The organism is Stenotrophomonas sp. GW821-FHT09E08 (assembly GCF_059416125.1).
In genome coordinates this window covers 1-20,212 of sequence record NZ_JBWKOO010000008.1, presented here as the reverse complement: position 1 = coordinate 20,212, position 20,212 = coordinate 1, and the positions used below count along the sequence as shown (strand labels likewise).

General features: G+C 60.8%; 14 protein-coding genes and 3 pseudogenes. 9 read left to right on the top strand and 8 right to left on the bottom strand.

The features are described 5' to 3' along the window. The first annotated feature begins 125 nt into the window (after positions 1-125). The 3 genes from AC07M7_RS11850 to AC07M7_RS11840 are packed head-to-tail and all read left to right on the top strand — an operon-like array spanning position 126 to position 2,131. Complete coding sequence (locus tag AC07M7_RS11850) at positions 126-749, top strand: sigma-70 family RNA polymerase sigma factor (RefSeq protein WP_495207461.1); 624 nt, start codon at positions 126-128, stop codon at positions 747-749. Then, on the top strand, positions 746-1,426 hold the full coding sequence (locus AC07M7_RS11845; protein ID WP_495207460.1) for a ChrR family anti-sigma-E factor: 681 nt from the start codon (positions 746-748) through the stop codon (positions 1,424-1,426). The genes AC07M7_RS11850 and AC07M7_RS11845 overlap by 4 nt, the downstream gene beginning before the upstream one ends. A gap of 21 nt (positions 1,427-1,447) precedes the next feature. Next, complete coding sequence (locus AC07M7_RS11840; protein WP_480982798.1) at positions 1,448-2,131, top strand: Rossmann-fold NAD(P)-binding domain-containing protein; 684 nt, start codon at positions 1,448-1,450, stop codon at positions 2,129-2,131. Between the two features lie 29 nt (positions 2,132-2,160). On the opposite strand, the gene AC07M7_RS11835 is transcribed toward AC07M7_RS11840, so the two are convergent. The 3 genes from AC07M7_RS11835 to AC07M7_RS11825 form a co-directional block, all read right to left on the bottom strand. Beyond that, on the bottom strand, positions 2,161-2,646 hold the full coding sequence (locus tag AC07M7_RS11835; protein ID WP_495207459.1) for a TspO/MBR family protein: 486 nt from the start codon (positions 2,644-2,646) through the stop codon (positions 2,161-2,163). Positions 2,647-2,718: 72 nt separating this feature from the next. Then, positions 2,719-4,914, bottom strand: a complete 2,196-nt coding sequence (locus AC07M7_RS11830) for an AsmA family protein (protein WP_495207458.1) — start codon at positions 4,912-4,914, stop codon at positions 2,719-2,721. Between the two features lie 317 nt (positions 4,915-5,231). Continuing rightward, a complete protein-coding gene (locus tag AC07M7_RS11825) occupies positions 5,232-6,080 on the bottom strand; it encodes a helix-turn-helix domain-containing protein (protein ID WP_495207457.1) in 849 nt (282 codons plus the stop codon). A gap of 89 nt (positions 6,081-6,169) precedes the next feature. Here AC07M7_RS11825 and AC07M7_RS11820 point away from each other — a divergent pair, with 89 nt between their 5' ends. The 5 genes and pseudogenes from AC07M7_RS11820 (at position 6,170) to AC07M7_RS11800 (ending at position 12,765) form a co-directional block, all read left to right on the top strand. Beyond that, entirely contained in the window at positions 6,170-6,631 is a 462-nt protein-coding gene (locus tag AC07M7_RS11820) for a DUF6265 family protein (RefSeq protein WP_295380820.1), read from the top strand. A 646-nt stretch (positions 6,632-7,277) separates the two neighbouring features. Then, positions 7,278-7,645, top strand: a pseudogene (locus tag AC07M7_RS11815) (transposase); the annotation flags it as partial. Between the two features lie 518 nt (positions 7,646-8,163). After that, positions 8,164-8,446: pseudogene (locus AC07M7_RS11810) on the top strand (DUF1153 domain-containing protein). A gap of 866 nt (positions 8,447-9,312) precedes the next feature. Beyond that, positions 9,313-10,569 carry an HlyD family secretion protein gene (locus tag AC07M7_RS11805; RefSeq protein WP_495207456.1) on the top strand — a complete coding sequence of 419 codons (1,257 nt, stop codon included), beginning with the start codon at positions 9,313-9,315 and terminating at the stop codon, positions 10,567-10,569. A gap of 114 nt (positions 10,570-10,683) precedes the next feature. After that, positions 10,684-12,765: a peptidase domain-containing ABC transporter gene (locus tag AC07M7_RS11800; RefSeq protein WP_495207455.1), complete on the top strand. Its 2,082-nt coding sequence runs from the start codon at positions 10,684-10,686 to the stop codon at positions 12,763-12,765. Between the two features lie 43 nt (positions 12,766-12,808). Here the strand turns inward: AC07M7_RS11800 and AC07M7_RS11795 are convergent, their stop codons facing one another. Beyond that, on the bottom strand, positions 12,809-13,840 hold the full coding sequence (locus AC07M7_RS11795) for a DUF6624 domain-containing protein (RefSeq protein ID WP_495207454.1): 1,032 nt from the start codon (positions 13,838-13,840) through the stop codon (positions 12,809-12,811). Positions 13,841-13,873: 33 nt separating this feature from the next. Next, the gene (locus AC07M7_RS11790) at positions 13,874-14,065 is read right to left on the bottom strand and encodes a hypothetical protein (RefSeq protein ID WP_495207453.1); all 192 of its coding nucleotides are present in this window, start codon (positions 14,063-14,065) and stop codon (positions 13,874-13,876) included. 401 nt (positions 14,066-14,466) lie between these two features. On the opposite strand from AC07M7_RS11790, the gene AC07M7_RS11785 reads away from it, so the two are divergent. Next, a complete protein-coding gene (locus AC07M7_RS11785; RefSeq protein WP_495207452.1) occupies positions 14,467-15,582 on the top strand; it encodes an MvdC/MvdD family ATP grasp protein in 1,116 nt (371 codons plus the stop codon). Positions 15,583-15,855: 273 nt separating this feature from the next. Here AC07M7_RS11785 and AC07M7_RS11780 read toward each other — a convergent pair whose 3' ends face one another. From AC07M7_RS11780 to AC07M7_RS11770, 3 genes and pseudogenes are all read right to left on the bottom strand, one after another. Further along, entirely contained in the window at positions 15,856-16,770 is a 915-nt protein-coding gene (locus tag AC07M7_RS11780) for a hypothetical protein (RefSeq protein WP_495207451.1), read from the bottom strand. A gap of 576 nt (positions 16,771-17,346) precedes the next feature. Further along, positions 17,347-18,312: pseudogene (locus AC07M7_RS11775) on the bottom strand (TniQ family protein); the annotation flags it as partial. A gap of 171 nt (positions 18,313-18,483) precedes the next feature. Further along, positions 18,484-19,998, bottom strand: a complete 1,515-nt coding sequence (locus tag AC07M7_RS11770; RefSeq protein ID WP_495207450.1) for a P-loop domain-containing protein — start codon at positions 19,996-19,998, stop codon at positions 18,484-18,486. Between the last annotated feature and the right edge of the window lie 214 nt (positions 19,999-20,212).

The following is a 20,212-nucleotide window of genomic DNA, read 5'->3' as shown; positions in this document are numbered from 1 at the left end:
ACCTGAAGGGGGGGGCTCAAGGCTTACGGTGCAGAGGCGCGGCTGGATGCGCAGCGCTGGCTGCATCCAAACGCTGCCCCCAGCCGTAGAGACAACAGACCTTCACCTGCCCGCCGCGAATGCAGATGTACCCTGACGCCGCCAGCCCTGCCTTCAACTTCGATAGCGTACGCATTGTGTCCAGTTCCCAGCAGCCGAGCAGCGAGCCGACGAACTGGGCCGGTGACATGGACGGTGTGGCGCGGCTGCGCGACCGCGATTGCTTCATGCGCATCTACGATCATTTCATGCCGCGCCTGTGTGTCTATCTGCGCGGTCTGGGTGCGCCCGAGGCAGTGGCCGAGGAGCTCGCGCAGGAGTGTCTGCTAAGGCTGTGGCTGCGCGCAGCCGACTACGACCCTGCGCAGGCAGCGTTGAGTACCTGGCTGTACCGTATCGCGCGAAACCTGCACATCGACCGGGTACGGCATGAGCGCAGCTGGATGCAGGTGCAGGCTGCGGTGGCGTACGCAGCGACGGCAGACGTGGTCGAGCGCAGCAGCGCCGAGCAGTTCGCCGACCAGGCCCGGCTGCGCCAGCGCATCAACGAGCTGCCTGCGGTGCAGGCGCGACTGGTCCGCATGTCCTATTTCGAGGCCAAGAGCCACGGCGAGATCGCAGAAGCGCTGGGTATGCCGCTGGGCACGGTCAAATCGCATCTGCGGCGCGCGTTCCTGCAACTGCAATCCAAGGTGGGAGGCGCGCTGTGAATCCGCACCACCATCTTCACGAATCCACCCTGATGAGCTATGCCGCGGGCGCGTTGCCGGCGCCGCTGAGCATTGTTGCCGGCACGCACCTGGAGCAGTGCCCGCAGTGCCGCCAGCGGCTGCGCGATGCCGAGGCGATCGGTTCGGCGCTGCTGGAGCAGACACAGCCGCCGCAAGGCGACGGTGATGCGCGTCGGGATGTAATGCGCGAGGCGATGTTGCGGCGCCTGACTACGGAGTCGTCGATCAGTGTTGCAGCGCCGGCGCGTCCAGTACCGCCAGAGCGGCCGGAAGCGGATCCCGATCATCTGCCGGCATCGCTGCATCCTTACTTCGGCACCTCGCTCAGTGGCCTGCGCTGGCGCTGGATGGCGCCGGGGGTGCATTGCATCCGCGCCGAACAGATGCCTTCACTGATCATGCTGAAGATCGCGCCCGGCAAATGCCTTCCCATGCACAGCCATGGCCGCAGTGAGCTGACCCAGATCCTGCGTGGCTCCTACAACGATGCCCTCGGGTTGTTCGCGCCGGGCGACGTGGCGGATCTGGATGAGGACGTGGAGCACCAGCCGGTGACCGCGCCGGGCGTGCCCTGCATCTGCGTATCTGCACTGGACGCACCGCTGGTGTTCAGCGGCTGGCTGGCGCGGAAGATCCAGCGTTTCGTGAAGCTCTAACGGGGTGCTGTGATGAGCGCGATGAAGGGAATGCGCGTGTTGCTGACCGGTGTCGCCGGGCTGGTGGGGCAGGGCGTGGCCAAGGCCTGCCAGACTTCGCCAAGGGTTGCCAGCCTGACCGCTCTGGTACGGCATCAAGGCAGCCTTGCCGTCGCCGGTGACGAGCTGGTGGTGCCGGACTTCCTGCGCATCAATGAGCAGCGCGATGATCTGGTTGGCTACGACGCCTGCCTGTACTGCGCAGGCGCGCCACCTGTGGGCACTGCCGAGGCTGAGTACCGGCGGGTGACCCTGGATACCACGCTCGCCGTCGCGCGCGCCTGGGCCGCTGCGAACCCCCGCGGTTGCTTCCTGTATGTGTCTGGCGCAGGCGCGGACCCGCAAAGCCGGATCATGCCGCTGCGGATCAAGGGCGAAACCGAGCAGGCATTGCGTGCGTTACCGATCCGGACAGTCATGCTGCGCCCTGGTGGCGTCCGCCCGGTGGCGGGCACCGGTACCCGGCATGCCGTGCTGAAACCGTTGTACTGGGGTGGTGCACCGCTGATGAAACTGGCAGGGGTGATCACCCCTGCGCTGGTGACCAGCAATCTTGCACTGGGCCAGGCGATGATCGCGCTGGCCGGCATGGGCAACCCGCCCGCTACGGTGGAGTGCGCTCAGATCAATCGGATCGCTGCTGGCGAAGGCGACCCGATGGCCTGATTTCCGCAGGCCTGCGGAAATCAGAACACTCACAGTGCCACCGGATTAGCCTGCCACACCGAAAAGTTCAGCGCAGCGGCGAAGGATATCCAAGCCAGGTAAGGCAGCAGCATCACCGCGGCACCGCGATGGATGCGCGCGAATGCAAAGATGATGGCGCAAACAAGTACCAGCAGTACAAGAATATCGATGAAAGCGAGGGCGCCCAGCTTCCAGCCGAAGAACAGCCAGCTCCACAGTGCATTGATGGCCAGTTGCAACAGATAGAGCGACAGTGCTGGCCAGGCCCCGCGCCAGCCGCGTTCACGCCAGACCAGCCACGCCGCAATCGCCATCATCGCGTAGAGCAGGGTCCACACCGGACCGAACACACGGGCCGGCGGCGCCCAGGAGGGCAGTACGAGGCTGGCATAGAAGCTGGCGGCTGACGTCGAGGCCCAAGCGCCCAGCGCAGCGGCGGCAAACGTGATCGCGATCCAGCCCAGCAGGCCAACACCTTGCGTGCTCCTCTTCATTGCATGCATCTCCTGAATAGGTATGCCGACGCATACGCACAAGCGCGGCAGATGGATGCGGTACGGGCACCTTCAGTCCGAAGAACTGGCGGCGCCTGTTCCCTGGCTCGTCGGCAACAGTGAAGGCCGCTGATCGAACCACTCGCGTGCCTTGGCCAGATGCCACTGGCGATGGTCGCCATCCAGCTCGATGCCGGCGCCGAGCAGTCCCCAGCGCAGGTAGAGATCGCCACGCTTGCGCTGTTCCAGCAGATCCAGCCGCGCGCGCACCGAAAGACGATCGTTCTCGGCCTGCAGGCCGTCGATCACCAGATGACCCGGGCGCCAGCGCAGCGTGGCCCGCGCATCGACCTGCCCGGAATCCAGCAGGGACAGGGTCCAGCGCGGGTAGTCGGTGCGTTCGGCAAACAGTGCCAGCAGTGGCCGTGCGTCACTCAAGGTCAGGTCGGTGGTGGCATCCACCTGGAACGGCGATTGCGCATCGATGCGCCCGCGCTTGAAGGCGGCGCGTCCTTTCCACGCCGTAGTGCGCTCGCTGCCCGCCACCTGCACATTGCGCAGTTCTACCGTGGTTCCGGACAGATCGAAGTGGCGCTGGTTGAAGTCGCCGCGTCGAAGCGTGGCATTCACGTCGAGGTCACCGCCCATGTCCAGGCCCGCAACCTTCGCGCTGGCGTTGCGACCCTGCAGGCGCGCGGTGCCGTGGCCGACGCGGCCGTCGGTGTCGAGCGTGGCGTCACCGCTGAGGCTGCCGGTGCCGCGCAGCAGCCGCACCTGTTGAGAGCCAAGGTAACGGTTGTAGGCGGCCAGGTCCGGGATGGTCGCTTCACTGAAGCGCAGCCGCGCGCGAACGCCCTTGCGCAGTTCCTGCAGGCGGCCGTCGCCGGTAAGGTCCACGGCCAGGTGGCGCCCATCGAACAGCCGCACGTTCCTGGCATCGCTGGGGCGCGCGGTGAAGCGCGGCAGCCGGATCGCCAGCTGTGCCTGAGTGGGTGTCCCGGCCTTCAGCTCGCCATGCGCGCTGGCCGTGCCGGCCAGACGCACGCCGGCCACCTCGGCCACGGCTGCGGCCGAGGGAATATCCACGGTGCTGCCTTCGATCAGTTCACCATTGCGCAGGCGTAGATCCGCCTTCAGTGTGCCGCCGCCATCCAGCTGCAACCACGGTTTGCGTACGAACAGGGCAGGGATCCAGTTGAGCGAGGTGAAGGTCCATTCGCCGCGCACAGTGCCGGAGCTGCGTTCCAGCAGCTGGGCAGGGTGCTGGAATGGAATCTCGCGCCCGGTGATGTGCAGGTCGGCATCGATGCCAGCGGCCGAATCAGGGCGTGGCGGCAGGCGTGCCTGCAGGCGCATGTCGTTGGCCACATTGAGCTGCAGGGCCAGCACGCCACGATCCGGCGCGCCGTCGCCGAGGTAGAGCGGAACCTGCCAGAGCGCGTGGTCACCAGGTTGCAGCTGGCCGTCCAACAGGTGGACCGCCAGTTGCAGGCGACCGGGAACCGGCGAGCTGGAGATGCGGGGCGTCTGCGCGTCCGTATCCATGCGCAGGCCCTGGCTGCGCGCGTCCACATCAAGTTGTGCATGCAACAACTTCAATTTGGCAAGGCCAGGCGCCTGGTCGCGATAGTGGCGCGGATAGCTGAAGTGCGCTGTCAGATCCATGTCGCCCAGCAGCTGCACGCCGTCATAGCTGGTGTCTGCTTTGCTGAACGACACCTCGGAATCGAACAGTTCGGACGGGCCGCCGCGCAGCTGCTTGAGGAAGCCAACCGTGCCCTGGCCCTTGCCGATGATCAGCAGCTTGCCGAGACGGGCACTGCGGATGCTGTCGCTGTGGATGGCGTTGAAGCGCAGGGTCCAGCCCCGATCGCTGCGTGGCGGCGACGGAATGGCGTCCTCGACGCGACTGATCTCGGCAGACACGCCTGTGGCCTGCAATCGGGGAACCCGCACTTCGTGGCGGAACAGGGGCAGCACGGCCAAGCGGGCGCTGGCGCGCTCGGCGTGCAGCACGTAGACGGTGTGATTCACGTGACCGCGCATGTGCACGTTCCAGGCAATAACGTGGCCAGGCATTAGCGTGATGGCCGGGCCGGTGGTCATCACGAACTTCTGCGGCTTGCGGTTGGTAACCTGGTCGAACAGCGGGGTGTTGAGGAAGATATTGCCGGCCAGCAGGTAGAGTACGTACACGCCCAGCAGGCTGTAGCCAGCGACGCGCCATCGGCGGAACCGGTGTGGAGTGCGTGCGGGAGTAGGGGGCATGTACTGCTCTAGAGGCCGGAATTTGCTCAACTATTGCGGAAATGATGGTGGTGGCGCGTGAAGCAGGCACGGGCCGCAGTGCGGCTCTGCTGGTGTCCGCCTTGATTCTCACGCCAGATCTGCAGGAGTCGCATGGAGATCCGAGCCGCCATCGCGGATGACTTCGGTGCCATGTGGGCGATCTTCAAGACCGCCATTTGCCGGCAGCTTCCAGGCCGGGATCTTATGCTGCCGGCGGCGTTCCGACATCGGTAGCTGGGCCTGGTCGATGTATATGTGATGCACAGGTGTCTGCAGGACGACGTAGAGCAGGGGACTCACAGTGAGCGGCCGCCACTGGTTCCGCGCACGAAGGCGGCGGCCAGCCGCAACGCATCGTCGCTACCGCGATCGCCCCGCAGCGCGTGGACCAGGCGGGCGGGCGTGACACCCGTCCAGCGCACCAGATCATGCGTGGCATGGGCCTGATCGCTGTAACCGTGGCGCGCAGCGGCGGAAGCGATTGTCATGGTTTCTCCATCCAATGTGCGCAGCAACGCCTGCAGGCGGCGCACACGGGCGTATTCCTTTGGTGTCATGCCCACGGCGGCCAGGAAACGGGATTGCAGGCCGCGCAGGGACATTCCAAGCTGCCGTGCCAACTCGGTGATGCGCAGATCGCCCTCCGTCGCATCCAGCTCCGCAACCGCTTGTTCGACGCGCTCGTCCAGGGGGAAGCTGGCACACCGATCCCGCAGGAGCTGCCAGAGAGGCGCGGGTGTATTGGTCGCCGCGCTGGCGCGTGCGGCGGCACTGAAGATCTCGGCGAAGGAGGCATCAAATGTGTACAGATCTGGCGCCTGGTCGCGAAGTCCAGGCAAGCAGGTGCCGGCAACCAGGGCGCTCGCGGCAGGCTGCAGCCGCACACCAACACAGAACACCGCACCAGCGGCCTGCAAACGGATAGGCCCTGACTGCTGTGCCGCGAAACAGAACGGCAGATCGGAACGGATCCGGCCATCTGCGCCATGCAGCTGCAGCGGCACGCCAAGTTCGGCCAGCAACTCGCACCGGCCATCGGGATAGATGACCTGCACGTCATTTCCGGGAGCGTCGTCCTGCAGCCACCAGATGCACTGGACGTGACGGCGGAGGTCGTCGGGGGCCGGGTGTTCGCAGTAGTCCATGCGGCATCGGACGCCATCCTGCGCGTTTTTACAAGCGCCCCAGGTGCCACGCCGCTAAGCTGCGGCCAACCCATCCAGGAGGCCAGGGCATGTTGAAGTCGAAGATGGTTGTGCTGGGCGCAGGATTGGCGTTGGGAAGTGGCGCGGCAGTGGCGGCGCCGGCCGAGTTCGACTGGCTGGCCGGGCATTGGTGTGGCGGCTCCGAGGAGCGCAGGCTTGATGAGGTCTGGCTGCCCGAGGCCGGTGGCGCCTTGCTTGGCATGTCGCGCACGCTGAACCACGGCGACATGGAATCATTCGAGTACATGCGTCTGGTGTCTGCAGGCAAAGCGGCTGGCCTGCACGTGCAACCCAATGGCGTGGCGCCGACGACATTCGTTATTGCCGGGCATGGTGAGGACTGGGTGGTCTTTGAGAATCCGCAGCATGACTTCCCAAATCGCATCGAGTACCGGCGGGATGGCGAGTCATTGCAGGCGAGCATCTCTGGACCGGGCGAGGATGGGAAGCTGCTGCGGATTCCGTTTGACTATCGGCGCTGCGGAGAGTGAGTGGGAAGGCTGTCCAGGGCTGAGGTCCGGGATCTCAGGGCCGGGGAGGCTCCCGCCTGTGTCAGCGTTCCTAGATCCTGTCCCAAAATGCGAGCCTGTACGATCAATGGCTTACGAGGGACTTCTCCTCTCAAGCATTCCTTGCAGCAAGGGTCGGGCGTCACAGTGACACGATGTTAGGTCAGATCTCGCGGTAGTGACACAAACTTCGCCCACTGTAATAGTGAACAGTTTTTCAGCAAAACTTAGTATAAAAACTATATTATTCAATTGCTTGCATTGCCCGAACGATCAGTCCGTGCTATCACCTCTGAACCTTTGACGTCGGGGTTCATAGCATGGCGTGATTCGGCAGCCGTCTTGGCTGAAACGCAGAATGGCCCGGGTGGCAGCCCGAGCCATTCCAAAAAATAGGTTTCTGGTTCCTATGCCGCTCAGCCTCCCACTTTGCTCTCCCGTCGTCAAGAGGGCTGGACAGCTGCTGTCTTCTGCCAGAGGACAGTTCAATGACAGCGCCAAGAAGAACGAAAAGTGTTGCCCCGGATCTGAAGATCAGAAAGGGCCTAGTGGTTGTATGTGAGGGGGGGTTCTACCCCGTTTTCACGGACACTTACAAGAAGGCCGATTCAGGCCATGAGGAGTGTTCATGTCAAAGCGTAGGAAGTTCAGTGCCGAGTTCAAGCGCGGTGCGGTTGAGCAGGCGAGCCAGCCCGGCATCAGCTGCGCCCAGGTGGCCCGGGAGCTGGGAATTCGCGACAGCCTGCTAACCCACTGGAAGCGCGAGGCGCAGAATCCAGAAGCGGCCGCTTTCGGCGGCGCCGGAACGCCACGGGACGAAGAGTTGGCTCGACTCAAGCGTGAATTGGCGCGGGTGAAGAAGGAACGGGATTTTTTGCAAGAAGCGGCGACGTTCTTTGCAAAGGGATCATCCTGAGGTATCAGGTGATCGAACGTTGCCGCGATGAGTTTCCGATCCGGCTGATGTGCCGGTGCCTGAAGGTATCGGCCACGGGGCAGCGCTGGCGCTGCACCGACGTTGGTCAGCGTTCAATTGTAGCGATCGAGTTGCGACCGGACCTAGAAGATGCCTGGTTTCGCGGGCCACCGTATCCGGTGCCGGAAGTTGTGTTCGATGAACACGATATCGCAGGCACGTTCCGGAGCCCCGAGGAACACATTATGAAGACACTGGACGAAGCCGATAGCGGTCTGCATCCGGGTTATCCGTATGAGGTGGTCAAGAAAATGATGGCGGCACGACATTCCGATGGCTCGCGCCATTATCCGCAGCCAAGACTGTTTCGTATTGATAGGATTGATGCCACTGGTGAGATTTTGCATCCCTATGCCGCGGAGCCCACGCCCGACGGCTGGCGCATCCTTTTGTATGCACCGTATACCGGAGTCTTCACTACTCTGCCAGAGAGGAACTTTGTCCGTCTGCAACTGGCTACGCCACAGGACTTCGAGGCGCGCATGTGATGACCCACTGATTTCCTGCTCAGGTGTTACTTTCCCCGAAGGAGACACCGATGAGCGAAATGATGAAAGAAGAGATCAAGCGTTGGACGGCCCGACGCAAGTCGGCGCTGGTGCTTAAGATCATCCAGGGCAAGATGACGGTGGCTGCGTGCCAGCCGCCAGTTCGACCTGACGCCAGCAGAGATTGAGAGCTGTGTTGATGATGGCAAGCGTGGGCTGGAAAACGCCTTGCGTGCCAAGCCTGAGGACGTGCGCGAGCAGTACGAGCGGCGCCTTAAGGACCCACAGGAAGCCTATGGCGAGACGATGCTGAAGATCCGCGCCCGAGAATAGCTGGTGTCCCTGAGGGGAAAGGACCAGAGCTGATGCGCTCGGTCCAGCAGGGCTTGAAGGATGAGGGCGTTGCGGTGCCGATGACCAAGCTGTGGCAGTGGTTCAGCGTGGCGCGACGACGACTTACCACAAGCCGACTCGGTCGCCGGCGAAGATGGGGTTTGAGGCGCAGTGGCACGGAAAGTGCAGTTAAGCCATCCCGCGGTGCCGCTCAGCCCTCGTATGCGAGGCTTTCCGGATAGAGCGCCATGATGGCGGACAAGGTGGCCTGGATGCCATCAAGCGCTTCCCCCCATTTGCCGATCTGGAGTTCAACCCCTTGGGCCAGGTCGAACAGCTCGCGGACGTTGGCTGACGTGCCGACCTGCGCGCCATCAGCGCCAATTGATGTAACCGCAGTAACGCATCACGGATTGTGCACCGGCCGTCTTCGCCAGGGTTCGGGCTGGCCAACTCAGTATGCAACTGGTCCAGGGCATCCACGGCGCGCAAGATCGCTCACGTGTCGAGCCCGTCGTAGGGAGCCAAGCCGGAACCCAAGAAAATTCCGCCAGCCCAGCTCCAGGACACCCGCGAAGCATCCCCGTCGATTCTCTTGCCATCTCCTTGGGAAGTGTAGTCCTATTCAGCAGGAGATCCTGCCGAGGTGGAGTCATCTGGACACTCCACATCCAATAGCGGGTGCTGACGAAGCTACTTGTTTTGCCCCATCTTATGCCGTTTTCAGCTCCCGTGCGCGCGCCAAGAAAGTGCTTTTGGGGGAGCATGACTTATGCTGTATGAGGCTGGCATTGCAATGTGCACCTTGGGTGTGCATGAATAAGAAACGATCCCAATAAGAAATGGTCAGAGGGAGTCGCGAACGGATGTCTCACGATCTTTTCCGCCCGGAAGTAGTTCAGGCACGGCGAACAGGCTGGCTTGGCGGTGTCGTGCTCCCGCAGCCGATGCGATTGTGGGTGCTGGCCAGTGGGGCAATGGTGGCGGCGGCTGCATTACTCATGCTTCTTGTGTTCGGAAGCTATACGTGGCGATCAACTGTTTCAGGAACGTTGGTGCCAACCAAGGGGCTGGCGGTGATTTCAGCGCCCGTTTCCGGTGTAGTTTCGGCGCTAAGCATTGACGAGGGAGAGCGCGTTCAGAAGGGGCAGTCAGTGGCGATCGTTACCATGCCACGGGCAACAGTAGCCGTAGGGGATACGAGCAAGGCGATCGAAGGAAGGCTACAGGAGCGTCAGCATAGCCTGGACGATGCCATTGCCGCACAAGTGAACGTTTATTCGGCGCAGGAGACGGGAACCCGCAGGCAGTTGGACAGCGCCAAGCGCGAATTGGTCGGCATCAGGGCAGAGATGCGAACGCGCCTTGAGCAGATCCGTATAGCCGAGGAGACGCTGGGGCGTTTGCGACAGCTTGAGGACGAAAAGTACGTGAGCATCCTGCAGATCAAACAGGAGCAATCCAATGCGCTACGCTGGCGCGGGGAGATGCAGTCGTTTCAGCGTCAGGTGACCGTAAACGAACGCCTAGTAGCCCAGCTCGAGCAAAAGCTGGGCGAGCTTCCAGCATTGCGTCGTGTAGCTGAGGCAGACTATCGCCGCAACCTCGCCCTGTTGGAGCAGGAACGAGTGCAGGCGCAGGCCAATGGCGCACTGAGCGTCACCGCATCTGTACGAGGGATCGTGACAGTGCGGATGACCAAGCCAGGGCAGGCTATCGAACAAGGGCAACCGCTATTGGTACTTTTGCCTGCGGAAAGCGAACTCGAAGTGGAGCTACAAGTGCCAAGTCGCGCCATAGGATTTGTGTCGCCTGGCGACGCGGTGCTATTGCGGTACGAGGCCTATCCCTACCAGAAGTTCGGCCATTACCAAGGGACAGTGGCCAGGATCAGTCGAAGCACGGTGGAGCCCGGGCAAACGGGCAAGAGTGGTCAAACTGGCACCACCGAGGCCTATTACCGTGTAACGGTGCGGTTGGCCAAGCAAACCGTACAGGCCTATGGCCGCGAGGAATTTTTGATGCCGGGCATGCGGGTGGATGCGGACATACTGGGTGAGCGCAGGAGATTGATTGAATGGCTGCTTGAGCCGATTTATTCGATAAAGGGAGTGGCAAAGTGAGTCTCGTATGCCTGTGAGTGCCGCTTCCTGTGTCGTGGAACGCCGACCTTCTCCACCTAGTTTCCCGATTAGGGATGGGTGCGTAGGCACAAGATCTGCCGTGCGTGACTCGAGATGAGGGTACTTATTCAATCGGAGGCTGCTGAATGCGGTCTGGCCTGCCTGGCGATGGTCGCCAATTACCATGGGCATGGCATATCGTTGCGCGAGCTTCGTCAGCACCACCCCCCCTCGTTGAAAGGCGCCACTCTGCGGCAGTTGATTCAGGTTGCCCAGCATCTTGGCTTCAGGGCGCGCGCCCTGCGGCTAGATATGGAGCAATTGGGCGAGTTACAGTTGCCCTGCATCTTGCACTGGAACCTTAGCCACTTCGTTGTACTTGAGAAGGTAGCGGGGGGCAAAGTCAGCATTCTTGACCCTGCGAACGGCGCCCACTCGTTGTCATTGGCCGAGGTCTCGAAGAGTTTTACTGGTGTCGCGCTGGAGTTGGTGCCGGGGACGGACTTCAAGTCCCGGACTGCGCCGACGGCGGTAACATTAGGGCAGCTGACCGGTCCCGCGCAGGGGCTGTGGAAATCGCTGGCGCTGGTCTTGCTACTGTCGCTCGCATTGCAGATGTTTGTGGTGATTTCGCCGTTCTTCATTCAGTGGGTAGTCGATCAGGTGCTGGTTTCCGCAGATCGCGACCTGTTGATTTTACTGGGGATCGGCTTTGCTACGGCCTTGTTATTACAGGTGGGGATAAGCCTGCTACGTGGGTGGGTCGTAGTGTATCTGTCCGCACACTTGAGGCTGCAATGGATGGGAAACGTATTCGCCCACCTTGTGCGCCTGCCTCTGGATTACTTCCAGAAGCGCCATGTTGGTGACGTCACCTCGCGGATGTCTTCGCTGCATGCCATTCAGAAGACGCTGACGACGAGTTTCATTGAGGCCATCATCGATGGCCTGATGGCGGTCGTAACACTAGCGATCATGCTGATCTATAGCTGGAAACTTTCGTTGGTGACGATACTGGCCGTTGGGATCTACCTCGCCATGCGGGTTCTTTCATATAGACCGCTTCGGGATGGCACGGAAAAACAGCTTGTGGCAGCAGCAAAGCAGGAGACGCACCTGCTTGAATCCATACGCGGCGTGCAAAGCGTGAAGATCGCCGGTCAGGAATCGATGCGTCGTGCAGCGTACGAAAACCTGATGGTGGATTCCGTCAACAGAGAGGCTCGCCTTGCACAGATGCAACTCGGATTTGAGAATGCGAACCTGCTTGTGTTTGGCATGGAGCGCATTGCAGTGATTTATATCGGCGCCTCGCTTGCATTGCAGAATGCATTTACGGTAGGCATGCTGATTGCCTACTTGGCCTATAAGGAGCAATTCGCGCAGCGCATTTCCGCTCTGATCGACAAGGCAATGGAACTGCGGATGCTTCGCCTGCACGGGGAACGGTTGTCGGACATTGTATTGAGTGAGCCGGAACCGGGTGTAGGTCTACCCATGGAAGTGGACGTGCGCCCACTGCGAGTGGAGGTGCGGAACCTGTCATTCCGTTATGCCGACGGTGAGCCGTGGTTGATCCAAGACTTGAATTTCACTGTGGAGCCGGGACAATCGGTTGCGATTATCGGGCCGTCAGGCTGCGGGAAGACGACGTTGATCAAGCTGATGCTAGGCCTGATGAAGCCAACGCACGGTCAAGTATGGGTGGATGGGAAGGACATCCATGGCGTAGATGGGGGCAGAATCCGTGCGTCCTTTGGCGCCGTAATGCAGGATGATGAGCTATTTGCCGGCAGCATCGCCGACAATATCAGCTTCTTCGACAACGCCTTTGACCAAGACCGTATCGAATCCTCTGCACGGCTTGCCTGCATTCATGAAGAGATAGTGGCGATGCCGATGGGATACCACAGCTTCATCGGTGACATGGGAAGCTCGTTGTCCGGTGGGCAGAAGCAACGGATCATCCTAGGCCGGGCCCTGTACCGCAACCCAGCGATTCTTTATCTCGATGAAGCCACTAGTCACCTGGATGTGGCACTGGAGAAGCGGGTCAGCCAAGCCATTGGTCAGCTTAGCCCGACGCGGATCATCATTGCCCATCGCCCCGAGACTTTCGGTAGTGCCGACCGCGTGTTATTGCTTGCAGATGGTGGAGTTAGTGAGATGACGCTTGCCAAAGATGCGCAAGCATAGCGGATTGGGATTGGCCTGCGATTGGCCTACGCCAAGCGACGCTTCAAGGTGCGGCTGAGCAGCTTGGAAAGCCCTGCAGGTACTTGTCGAGCGGAGGTAGGCCGATATTCTTGCGCAGTCCGTCGATCGGCCCGCTTCCATCAAGAGGCAGCGGTATGCGCTTGCCATCAGTGCATGTAACCTGGGTGCCATAGCGCTGTTTGCCGGTTAGCTTCAACATGACCCTGTCATAGAGGAACGCATACTGACGTGGCAATGCTTGATTGACGTAGGAGCGCTGCATGGCCATCAGGGCATCGTACTGCAGATCCGGGCGGTGGTCGCCGTGCTGTACTAGTGCCCAGAGTTGCTGATGCATGTCTTCGCTGATGGTCGGCGGAGCGGGCCAGCCACCATACTGGGCAAATTTTCTCTGCGCGTACAGAATGTTCTCATCGTCCTGGCGTCTGAGATCTGTTTCCAGCGCAAAGGCATAGAGTGAATAGACAGGACTGTGGGTGGAGACGTCATCCTGTCCGGGGAGGCTGTCAAACGCGTATCGCAGGATCTGGTCGTTGCTGAAGCGTCGGCCCAGTTCCTTTGCTTCTTTTACGGTAGCCTCTGCATCATCACGTGGCTCATAGACTTCGGTCACGATCTTTGTCACTTGACGGAAGCTGAGTACGTACGGCTTGGCCTGGAGCGCAGCAGCCTGGAAATCCTGCCAAGAACTGAAATCACGGGCCGCCGCTTCGGCACCGATGATCATCGCGCAACGATCATCGCCGTAACAGGAGGATGGTAGTGCATGCGCGTCGACGCCGCGCTCGGTGAATGCCTTGCGGATGATCTCCGTCTGTGCCTGGCTGGCAGGGCCGCGGGCCCATTCCAGCAACTCGACCCACTTCTCCCGTTCGGCTGGGATAGAGGAAAACCGGGGGGCAATCCAGTCCAGCGAGGCTAGATCAACAACGCGATCAGCTGGGACGGTGTTTAGCAAACCAGGTTTGGCTGCGTTGGTACTAGCCGGCAGCAAGCTGCCGGCTAGTACCAAAAGCACTCCGATGTGGAAGGGCGGGGCGCAGTCGTACTTCATGCAATCGAGCCGCAGTGGTAGCAGATCAGGGTTTCAAGCATCGGCATCGTCAACAACGACGATACTGGGAGCAGTCTCGACAGCAGCCTCCATACGGGTTCGAGAGGTGGTGCCGCCGGAAACTGCGTTGAGTTCGGCATCGGTGAGTTCCCGTGCCAAGGTCCGGCTCAACAGCCGGAAGGAACTAGGCGCGCAGCGGTCTTGGTTCGATTCTTGCTGGGGCATGACAAAGATCTCCGTATGATTATGCGCCACCCATGAACTTTGGCGCGAGTTTGCTATACCGCTGATCGGGATGAATGTCAAGTGGTGGCCTGATTGAGGGCGGAGTTTCAGCGTGGTCGCAGCCCGTGAGCGGCTGCAGATAGGGGGGGGGGGCATTGCTCCCCGGGGATTGGTGGGTAGCTATGAGTCGCGCACATTTCCAAACCGACCTTCATTGCCAGCGCCCCTCAGGCGCTGAAGCAACCCACCAACCAGGTGGAACGTGTGGCAATCCCTGCGGACTTGGCCGTTGGCGATGACCTGCTGAGTCAGGATAAGACCAAGCTGTCGGTCGTGCAGCCCCGTCCTTTGCGTATGATCATCGCGCAGCAGAGCATTTTCCAGGTCAAGAGGTATGGATCATGGCTGGCCGATTACGAGTGGTGACGTTACCCGGAGATGTGCATGCAGGCGCTGTCGAGTGGGCATTGTCTGATCGTGGAATCGCCACTGAATGGATGTGCCTGACGGACTTCCCGGCATTGACCCGCTACTCCTTCGCCTTAGGGGAAACGGCCCCGAGAGCAGGATTGGCGGGGGCCTTCCCGGACCAGGCCTGTGATTACGTGTGGATTCGGCGCGTTGGGCGTTCACCGGCAGTGCCGGGCGGCCTGGATACGCGCGACCGTGCGTTATGCCAGAGGGAGAGTGAGCGCTTCTTCTGGGGTCTGTTGCATGCGATGGCACCTGATGCGTGGTGGGTAAATCCGCTCGAAAGCTACATGTTCAGCCGGAACAATAAACTACGGCAGCTGCTGCTTGCCAAGGCCTGTGGTTTCAATGTGCCCGAGACGTTAGCCAGTAATGACCCAGAGAAAATCCGCACGTTCTTCGACGCACATGATGGAAGGGTGATCTCCAAGCCCTTCTTCCCTCATCTATGGAGTGGCGCAGACGGGCGTTCTCACGAATACATGTCCTCACTGATTAGTTCCGAGGATCTGGCCAACTCAGGTGTGCTGCAAGCGTCGCCACTTATCTACCAGCGTTTTGCTGAGAAGGCATATGAACTGCGGGTTGCTGTGTTCGGCCAAGCATGCATCGCCGCAAAGCTGCATACTGCAGGCGATCCAGATCTTCTGGTTGATTGGCGGCATCCAAGCAAGCATCCGGTGGTGGAGCCGTATCAGCTTCCGGATGGGCTGCGCGAGCGCTGCTTGAGGATGATGGAGGCATTGGGATTGGTACATGGTTCATTCGATATCATCGTGCAGCCCGATGGTGAGTTTGTGTTCCTTGAAGTGAACGAATCGGGGCAATGTTTGTGGCTGGAAGAGGACTGTCCTGAGTTGCCGGTGCTGGCAGCACTAGTGGGACTATTGCTCAAGCGCAGCCGTGGATTCTCGGAACGGGATATCAAGGAGTATCCGTACAGATTCGGCGATTTTCTCTCCGGTACTTGCTATACGGAGTTTCTTCGCCGTGTAGCACAGGAGCATCTGTCGGGAACAATGGAGGGAATCATGTTTCCGGAGTGACAAAAATCGACAGAAGCCGCCCAGGCTTCCACCGGCCTTGCCCCGTATTTCAGACACTCTTCTAAGCGACTTGGGCCGGCTCGTACTGAACCGCCCCGGCAACGGGGTTGACGGTACTATCATTCAGAAACCGGAGCACATTGTGAGTTTCCACTTGCACTTGCTCCTCGTACTTTGCGACTACCACCGTCGACCTGGTTGGGACCGCCCATGTATAAAATTATATGCCTAGTCGTTCTGGGAAGAACCCTGCGAGCGGAGCCAGAACAACGCTCAGGGATCGAGGTAGCCAGCGTGTGGAGCGCGGCGTATCCACGTCGTCACCAGATCGCGCATTGGTTCGGGAACCCGCAATGACTCTGTGGCAGAGGATAGATAGATCTCGCGTCCTTCGGTGCGCAGGAACCAATAAGTGGACTGCATTCTCGCCTCCTGAAATCCGAATGCTTTTGCGATTGCCCTCCGAAGCAGGGCTACAGCTGCGTTCTCCAGGCCGGCCGGCTCGATCTTGGCCATGAGCACTGACAGGTCGCGCACGGTCCGGGGTGGCCGATCCTTACCGGAGCTGCGCTGCGGCATGGTGACCTCCCAGCCCAGGACCGTTCGACCAAAGGTAAGCCAGCGGAACAGACTCGCCCGCGCGCCTGGATGCCGGCGCAGGAAGTGCTGCAGTTGGTCTTCACTGCACTGCCCGCTTTCGCCAAGCACCTCGATCTCACATAACTGGCTTGCGGCGGTCAGGTACAGGCGGATCGTCCGCGTCGGCGTTTCCTGACCGTCGAGCCAGTCGACATAGCACTTGAGTACCGCGGCATAGGGCGCACGGGGCGACGCGAGCAGCTTCTCCGTGATCCGGCTCCGCTCGACCTGCTCGGTCTTGGCAGCCTCGTCCAGACTGGCACCGAGGTGCGCTTTGAGAAAGCGCACGGGCAAAAGATGCTTTCTCAGCTCAGCGACGCTGAACGTCTCCAGCAAGCCGTTGCCCCGGAGCGTGTCCGGATCGGCGACCGAAGCATCCAATCGGGCGAAGAAGCAAAAATGGCCGGCAAAGACCTTGGCCAGATGCGGTTTGTTCGGCTGCGCCTCGAGCAGCCATTGGCCAAAAGCCAAGTAGGCCGCCCGTGACCAATCCCGCTCCAGCGCTAACACCTGAACTGCAGCGTCAACCTCGATGCGCTCACGGTTCAAGCAGGCGGCACATCGGCCTTGACCGCTACCTGCCTGCATCGATCCACACCCCGGGCATGCGTGGACCTGCTCGGCCCCAGGCGTGCACGCCTTGCAGTGGGGCCTGCTGTTAGGCAACAGGCCCGCCACCGATCGATAACGCCGGCAAATTCCACAGCTGCGATGGGTCAGCTTGTTACGGCAGGCGTTGCAGATCTTGTCCTCGATCCCAAGGCGCGGCGCCCGGGACAGGTGGACGCTCTCTACGCCACACCACACACAAGGTTCTGGCTGCAGGAAGTAAGGCGCGCACGAACCGCATACAGGCCGCCCGTCCACAAGTCGCGCGGCCTTCCCCGGCACCGGACGCTCGCAACGAAGGCATTTCCGGGTCCCCTGCGCGCATTGCCGACAGATGGGCTCAGTGGTGGCATGCCGATGGGTTCGCGTTGGCCTCGCGCAGCGGGCGCATGGCAGAGGAACAAAAAACCGGCGGGTAGCACGACGAGCAATACTCCGCTCCCTTGTGGAGGCGATGGGCGTTGATGATAGTACGGCCGCATTCGTCGCAGTACCGCTGTCCTTTGCCATCGACGCTCATTTGCTCGCCGCCTGCCACAGCAGTGCCGCGCGCGTGGTCCGCCAATCCGTACTACGACGCCTGCCCTGTTCCAGTTTGGCTCGCAGTGCGTGGCGCTTCCTGGGCATCGCGTGACGCGTCCTTCCTGCCGGCAGCTCTTCCACGGCTGACCTCAACCAATCCGGCAACGAATTCCTCACGAAGCTGCGTTGCGTCAAGTGTTGGTCTTTCGCGATACTCTTGAATCCCAGCGACCAGCCGGCCAACACCTCGGCAACGCGCAGCACGACGTCAGCCCGAGCTTGGACACGGGCCAGTTCCAATGTGCGTCGGTGGTGCCTGGCAAGAGCACGCGGCGAGGGTGAGCGAGGCGCCAGCAGGCTGATCAACACCCGCGCGCCTTGGAACAGATCCTCGCAACAGACGGTCTGACCGCCAATCTCCGCAATCCCGCCATGCAGGGCGCGCTCAAAGTAGGACTGCGCCCGCAGCAGCGTGTCGATCAGCACACCCGGATCCTGCGGAATCCTTCCCAGCGTGCGGCTGCAGTGGTGACACAGCTGCACCGAGAACATTTGCCGGTGAATGGCCAGTGGCGCATTGTAGTGGGGACAGGCGTCCTGCAGGAACCGCCGATGGCGGCTGCACACCACCATGAAGGACATGCGCCAGGCTCGGCAAAGGACCGGCCGCTCTGCCAGACAATCGAGGCAGTACTGCAGGCCCCAGCCTCGTCGCAAGCGGTGGTAGATGCCGACCCGGTTGATCCAGGGGCCCGAGCCACGTACCACGCCCTTGCTCAACCTGGCTTGGGCGCCGCGGAGTGTCATCTGCGCCACACGTACCGGCGACAGCCCTGCCTTGACGGCGACTGCGGCGATCAGCGCGTCCGATGCCGAACAATCAATGTCCCGAATCCAGACCGGAACACCGGGAAAGTGGAATGCGCAGAAGCGGTAGGGTGACAGACCGTGGCGCTGTGCGACCAACGGCGCGGACTCGCGACGTAGGGTCGATCAAGGTCGAGATGATCCTGAAAATCCACCTCCGCAGCCCGTGCGCTTATCCACGCGCTCGCCAATGGGGCTTTGCAACTTGTGGAATATGAAGAGATAAATGACAGTTTAGATCGAATGAGAAGGAATGATGCCGCCCTAGAAGTCGCATCGGCAGGACGACCCTAGCATTTGGCTCCATGGCACTGGATATGTGCCTTTTGTCTCATTCACCTGCAGCGCCACGCCTGAGCCAGAACGCCTAGAAGCGGGGCCTTGATGGAGTCGACCTGATGAAAATGATGCCTTCCAGTCGCTTGGCGAGCCCCATGCCTCCGGCCAGCCTTCCCATCGAAACGGCCTGGTCGATGCCGGCCTGAGCCATTGCGGGGGGGCGGCGGCTGTCACGCGTCCCCCACTGAACGACCCCTCCCGCCGCCGGCGGGACCCGGTCAGTGCTAAGAACGTATAAGTCAGAACAAGTGGGTGGCCTTCACTGCACCGCTCAAAAGCAGCTGCCAACTTTGAAATCTGGTCCGCGGGGAGAGATTCTGACTCGACCTGGAATATTCCCGCATCATGCTGGGCCAGAACCCATGCATGAATCGACGGTAGCCGCATACGGGGTAACTCGACCCAATATTCAGGCTGCAGGTGTGCGTTAAGTCGCGCAGGAAGGTGTTTATGGTCTACCCGCTGGGTACCAATGATCAGCGATGTATTCGCGGGAAGCGGCAGCAGCTGATCGAATAGTGACTTCAGCGGCCCAATCTCTTCGTCGTTCTCCCGCCAGACATGATCCAGTCCATCAACGATGATGATGAACCTTTTGCTTTCAGCCTCATAGGCCTTCCCGCACGCGCTAAACCATTGTCGGAGGTCTTCAGGATGGTCACCGAGATGATCCAAACCATCGATCCCAAGGGCGCGCATCTGGACCATCAGGGAGTCTGCCACTCGACCTGGATTAAAGCGATCCGATGCGTCCTGTAGGTCCAGGAAGTAGTGGTGGCGGATAACCGGCGATCCACCCTCCTTGAGGCGCTTGCATGCGTAGCTCAAGAAGGTGCTTTTGCCTTGGCCAGGAGATCCCCACAGCACGCGGGTGCCCCGGCTACCACGCTGCAGCTCGTCAATGAAATCGTCGGCAAAGTCAGCGTCTGGCGGGAGGTAGCCATTTGGAACCCGGAATTCCTGATCTAAGGGGCGGGGCCGACGTTGCGAGATGGTGCTTCGCACAAGATCGAGCGTTATTCGACCATCTGGGGCTGGACAGTTCTTGTGGATACTCCAATCCACCGAGGCCCGAAACAGGGCTAACCATCCAGCATGATCGGTGTGGCGTTCTTCGAGTGCGGCAACAATGGTCCGTTCCAGTGACGCGAGTCCAAAGAAGCTGTGATCGAATAGAAAGCGGTCGAAGAAGTCTTCTGCCCTTTGCGCTCCCCCCACATGGGCCTCGATTTGCGCCCGCGTCGCTGCCGGCAGTGCGGCCAGCTGAAGCTTGTTCCCAAGAAGCCATGAAGCGAACTCGGCATCAGGCCGCCGATTTGTGATCAACCTCAAGTCGGCGACCCTGTTGAGGTCTAGGGAGAATGTAGCAGCAGACCACTTCTCAAGCAGCGACTTGCCCTTCTTGCCGTTTCGATTGGTCAGCCATGCCAGAGAGAGCATTGGCATCGTCGAATGGGTCGACGGTGAACTTAACCTGCTTAAGTTCCAGGCGCCCGTCTCTGCGCTGCAAGACGATGTCATCCAGCCCTTGAGCTGACTTGAGATCGTCTGCCTCGAACTTCACCCATTCGAAAAGATTAGGGTTCTACCCCGATATCACGGACGGTTCTAAAAGAGCCGCAACCTTCTGATCCTGCCTGGCGACCCTTCGCCG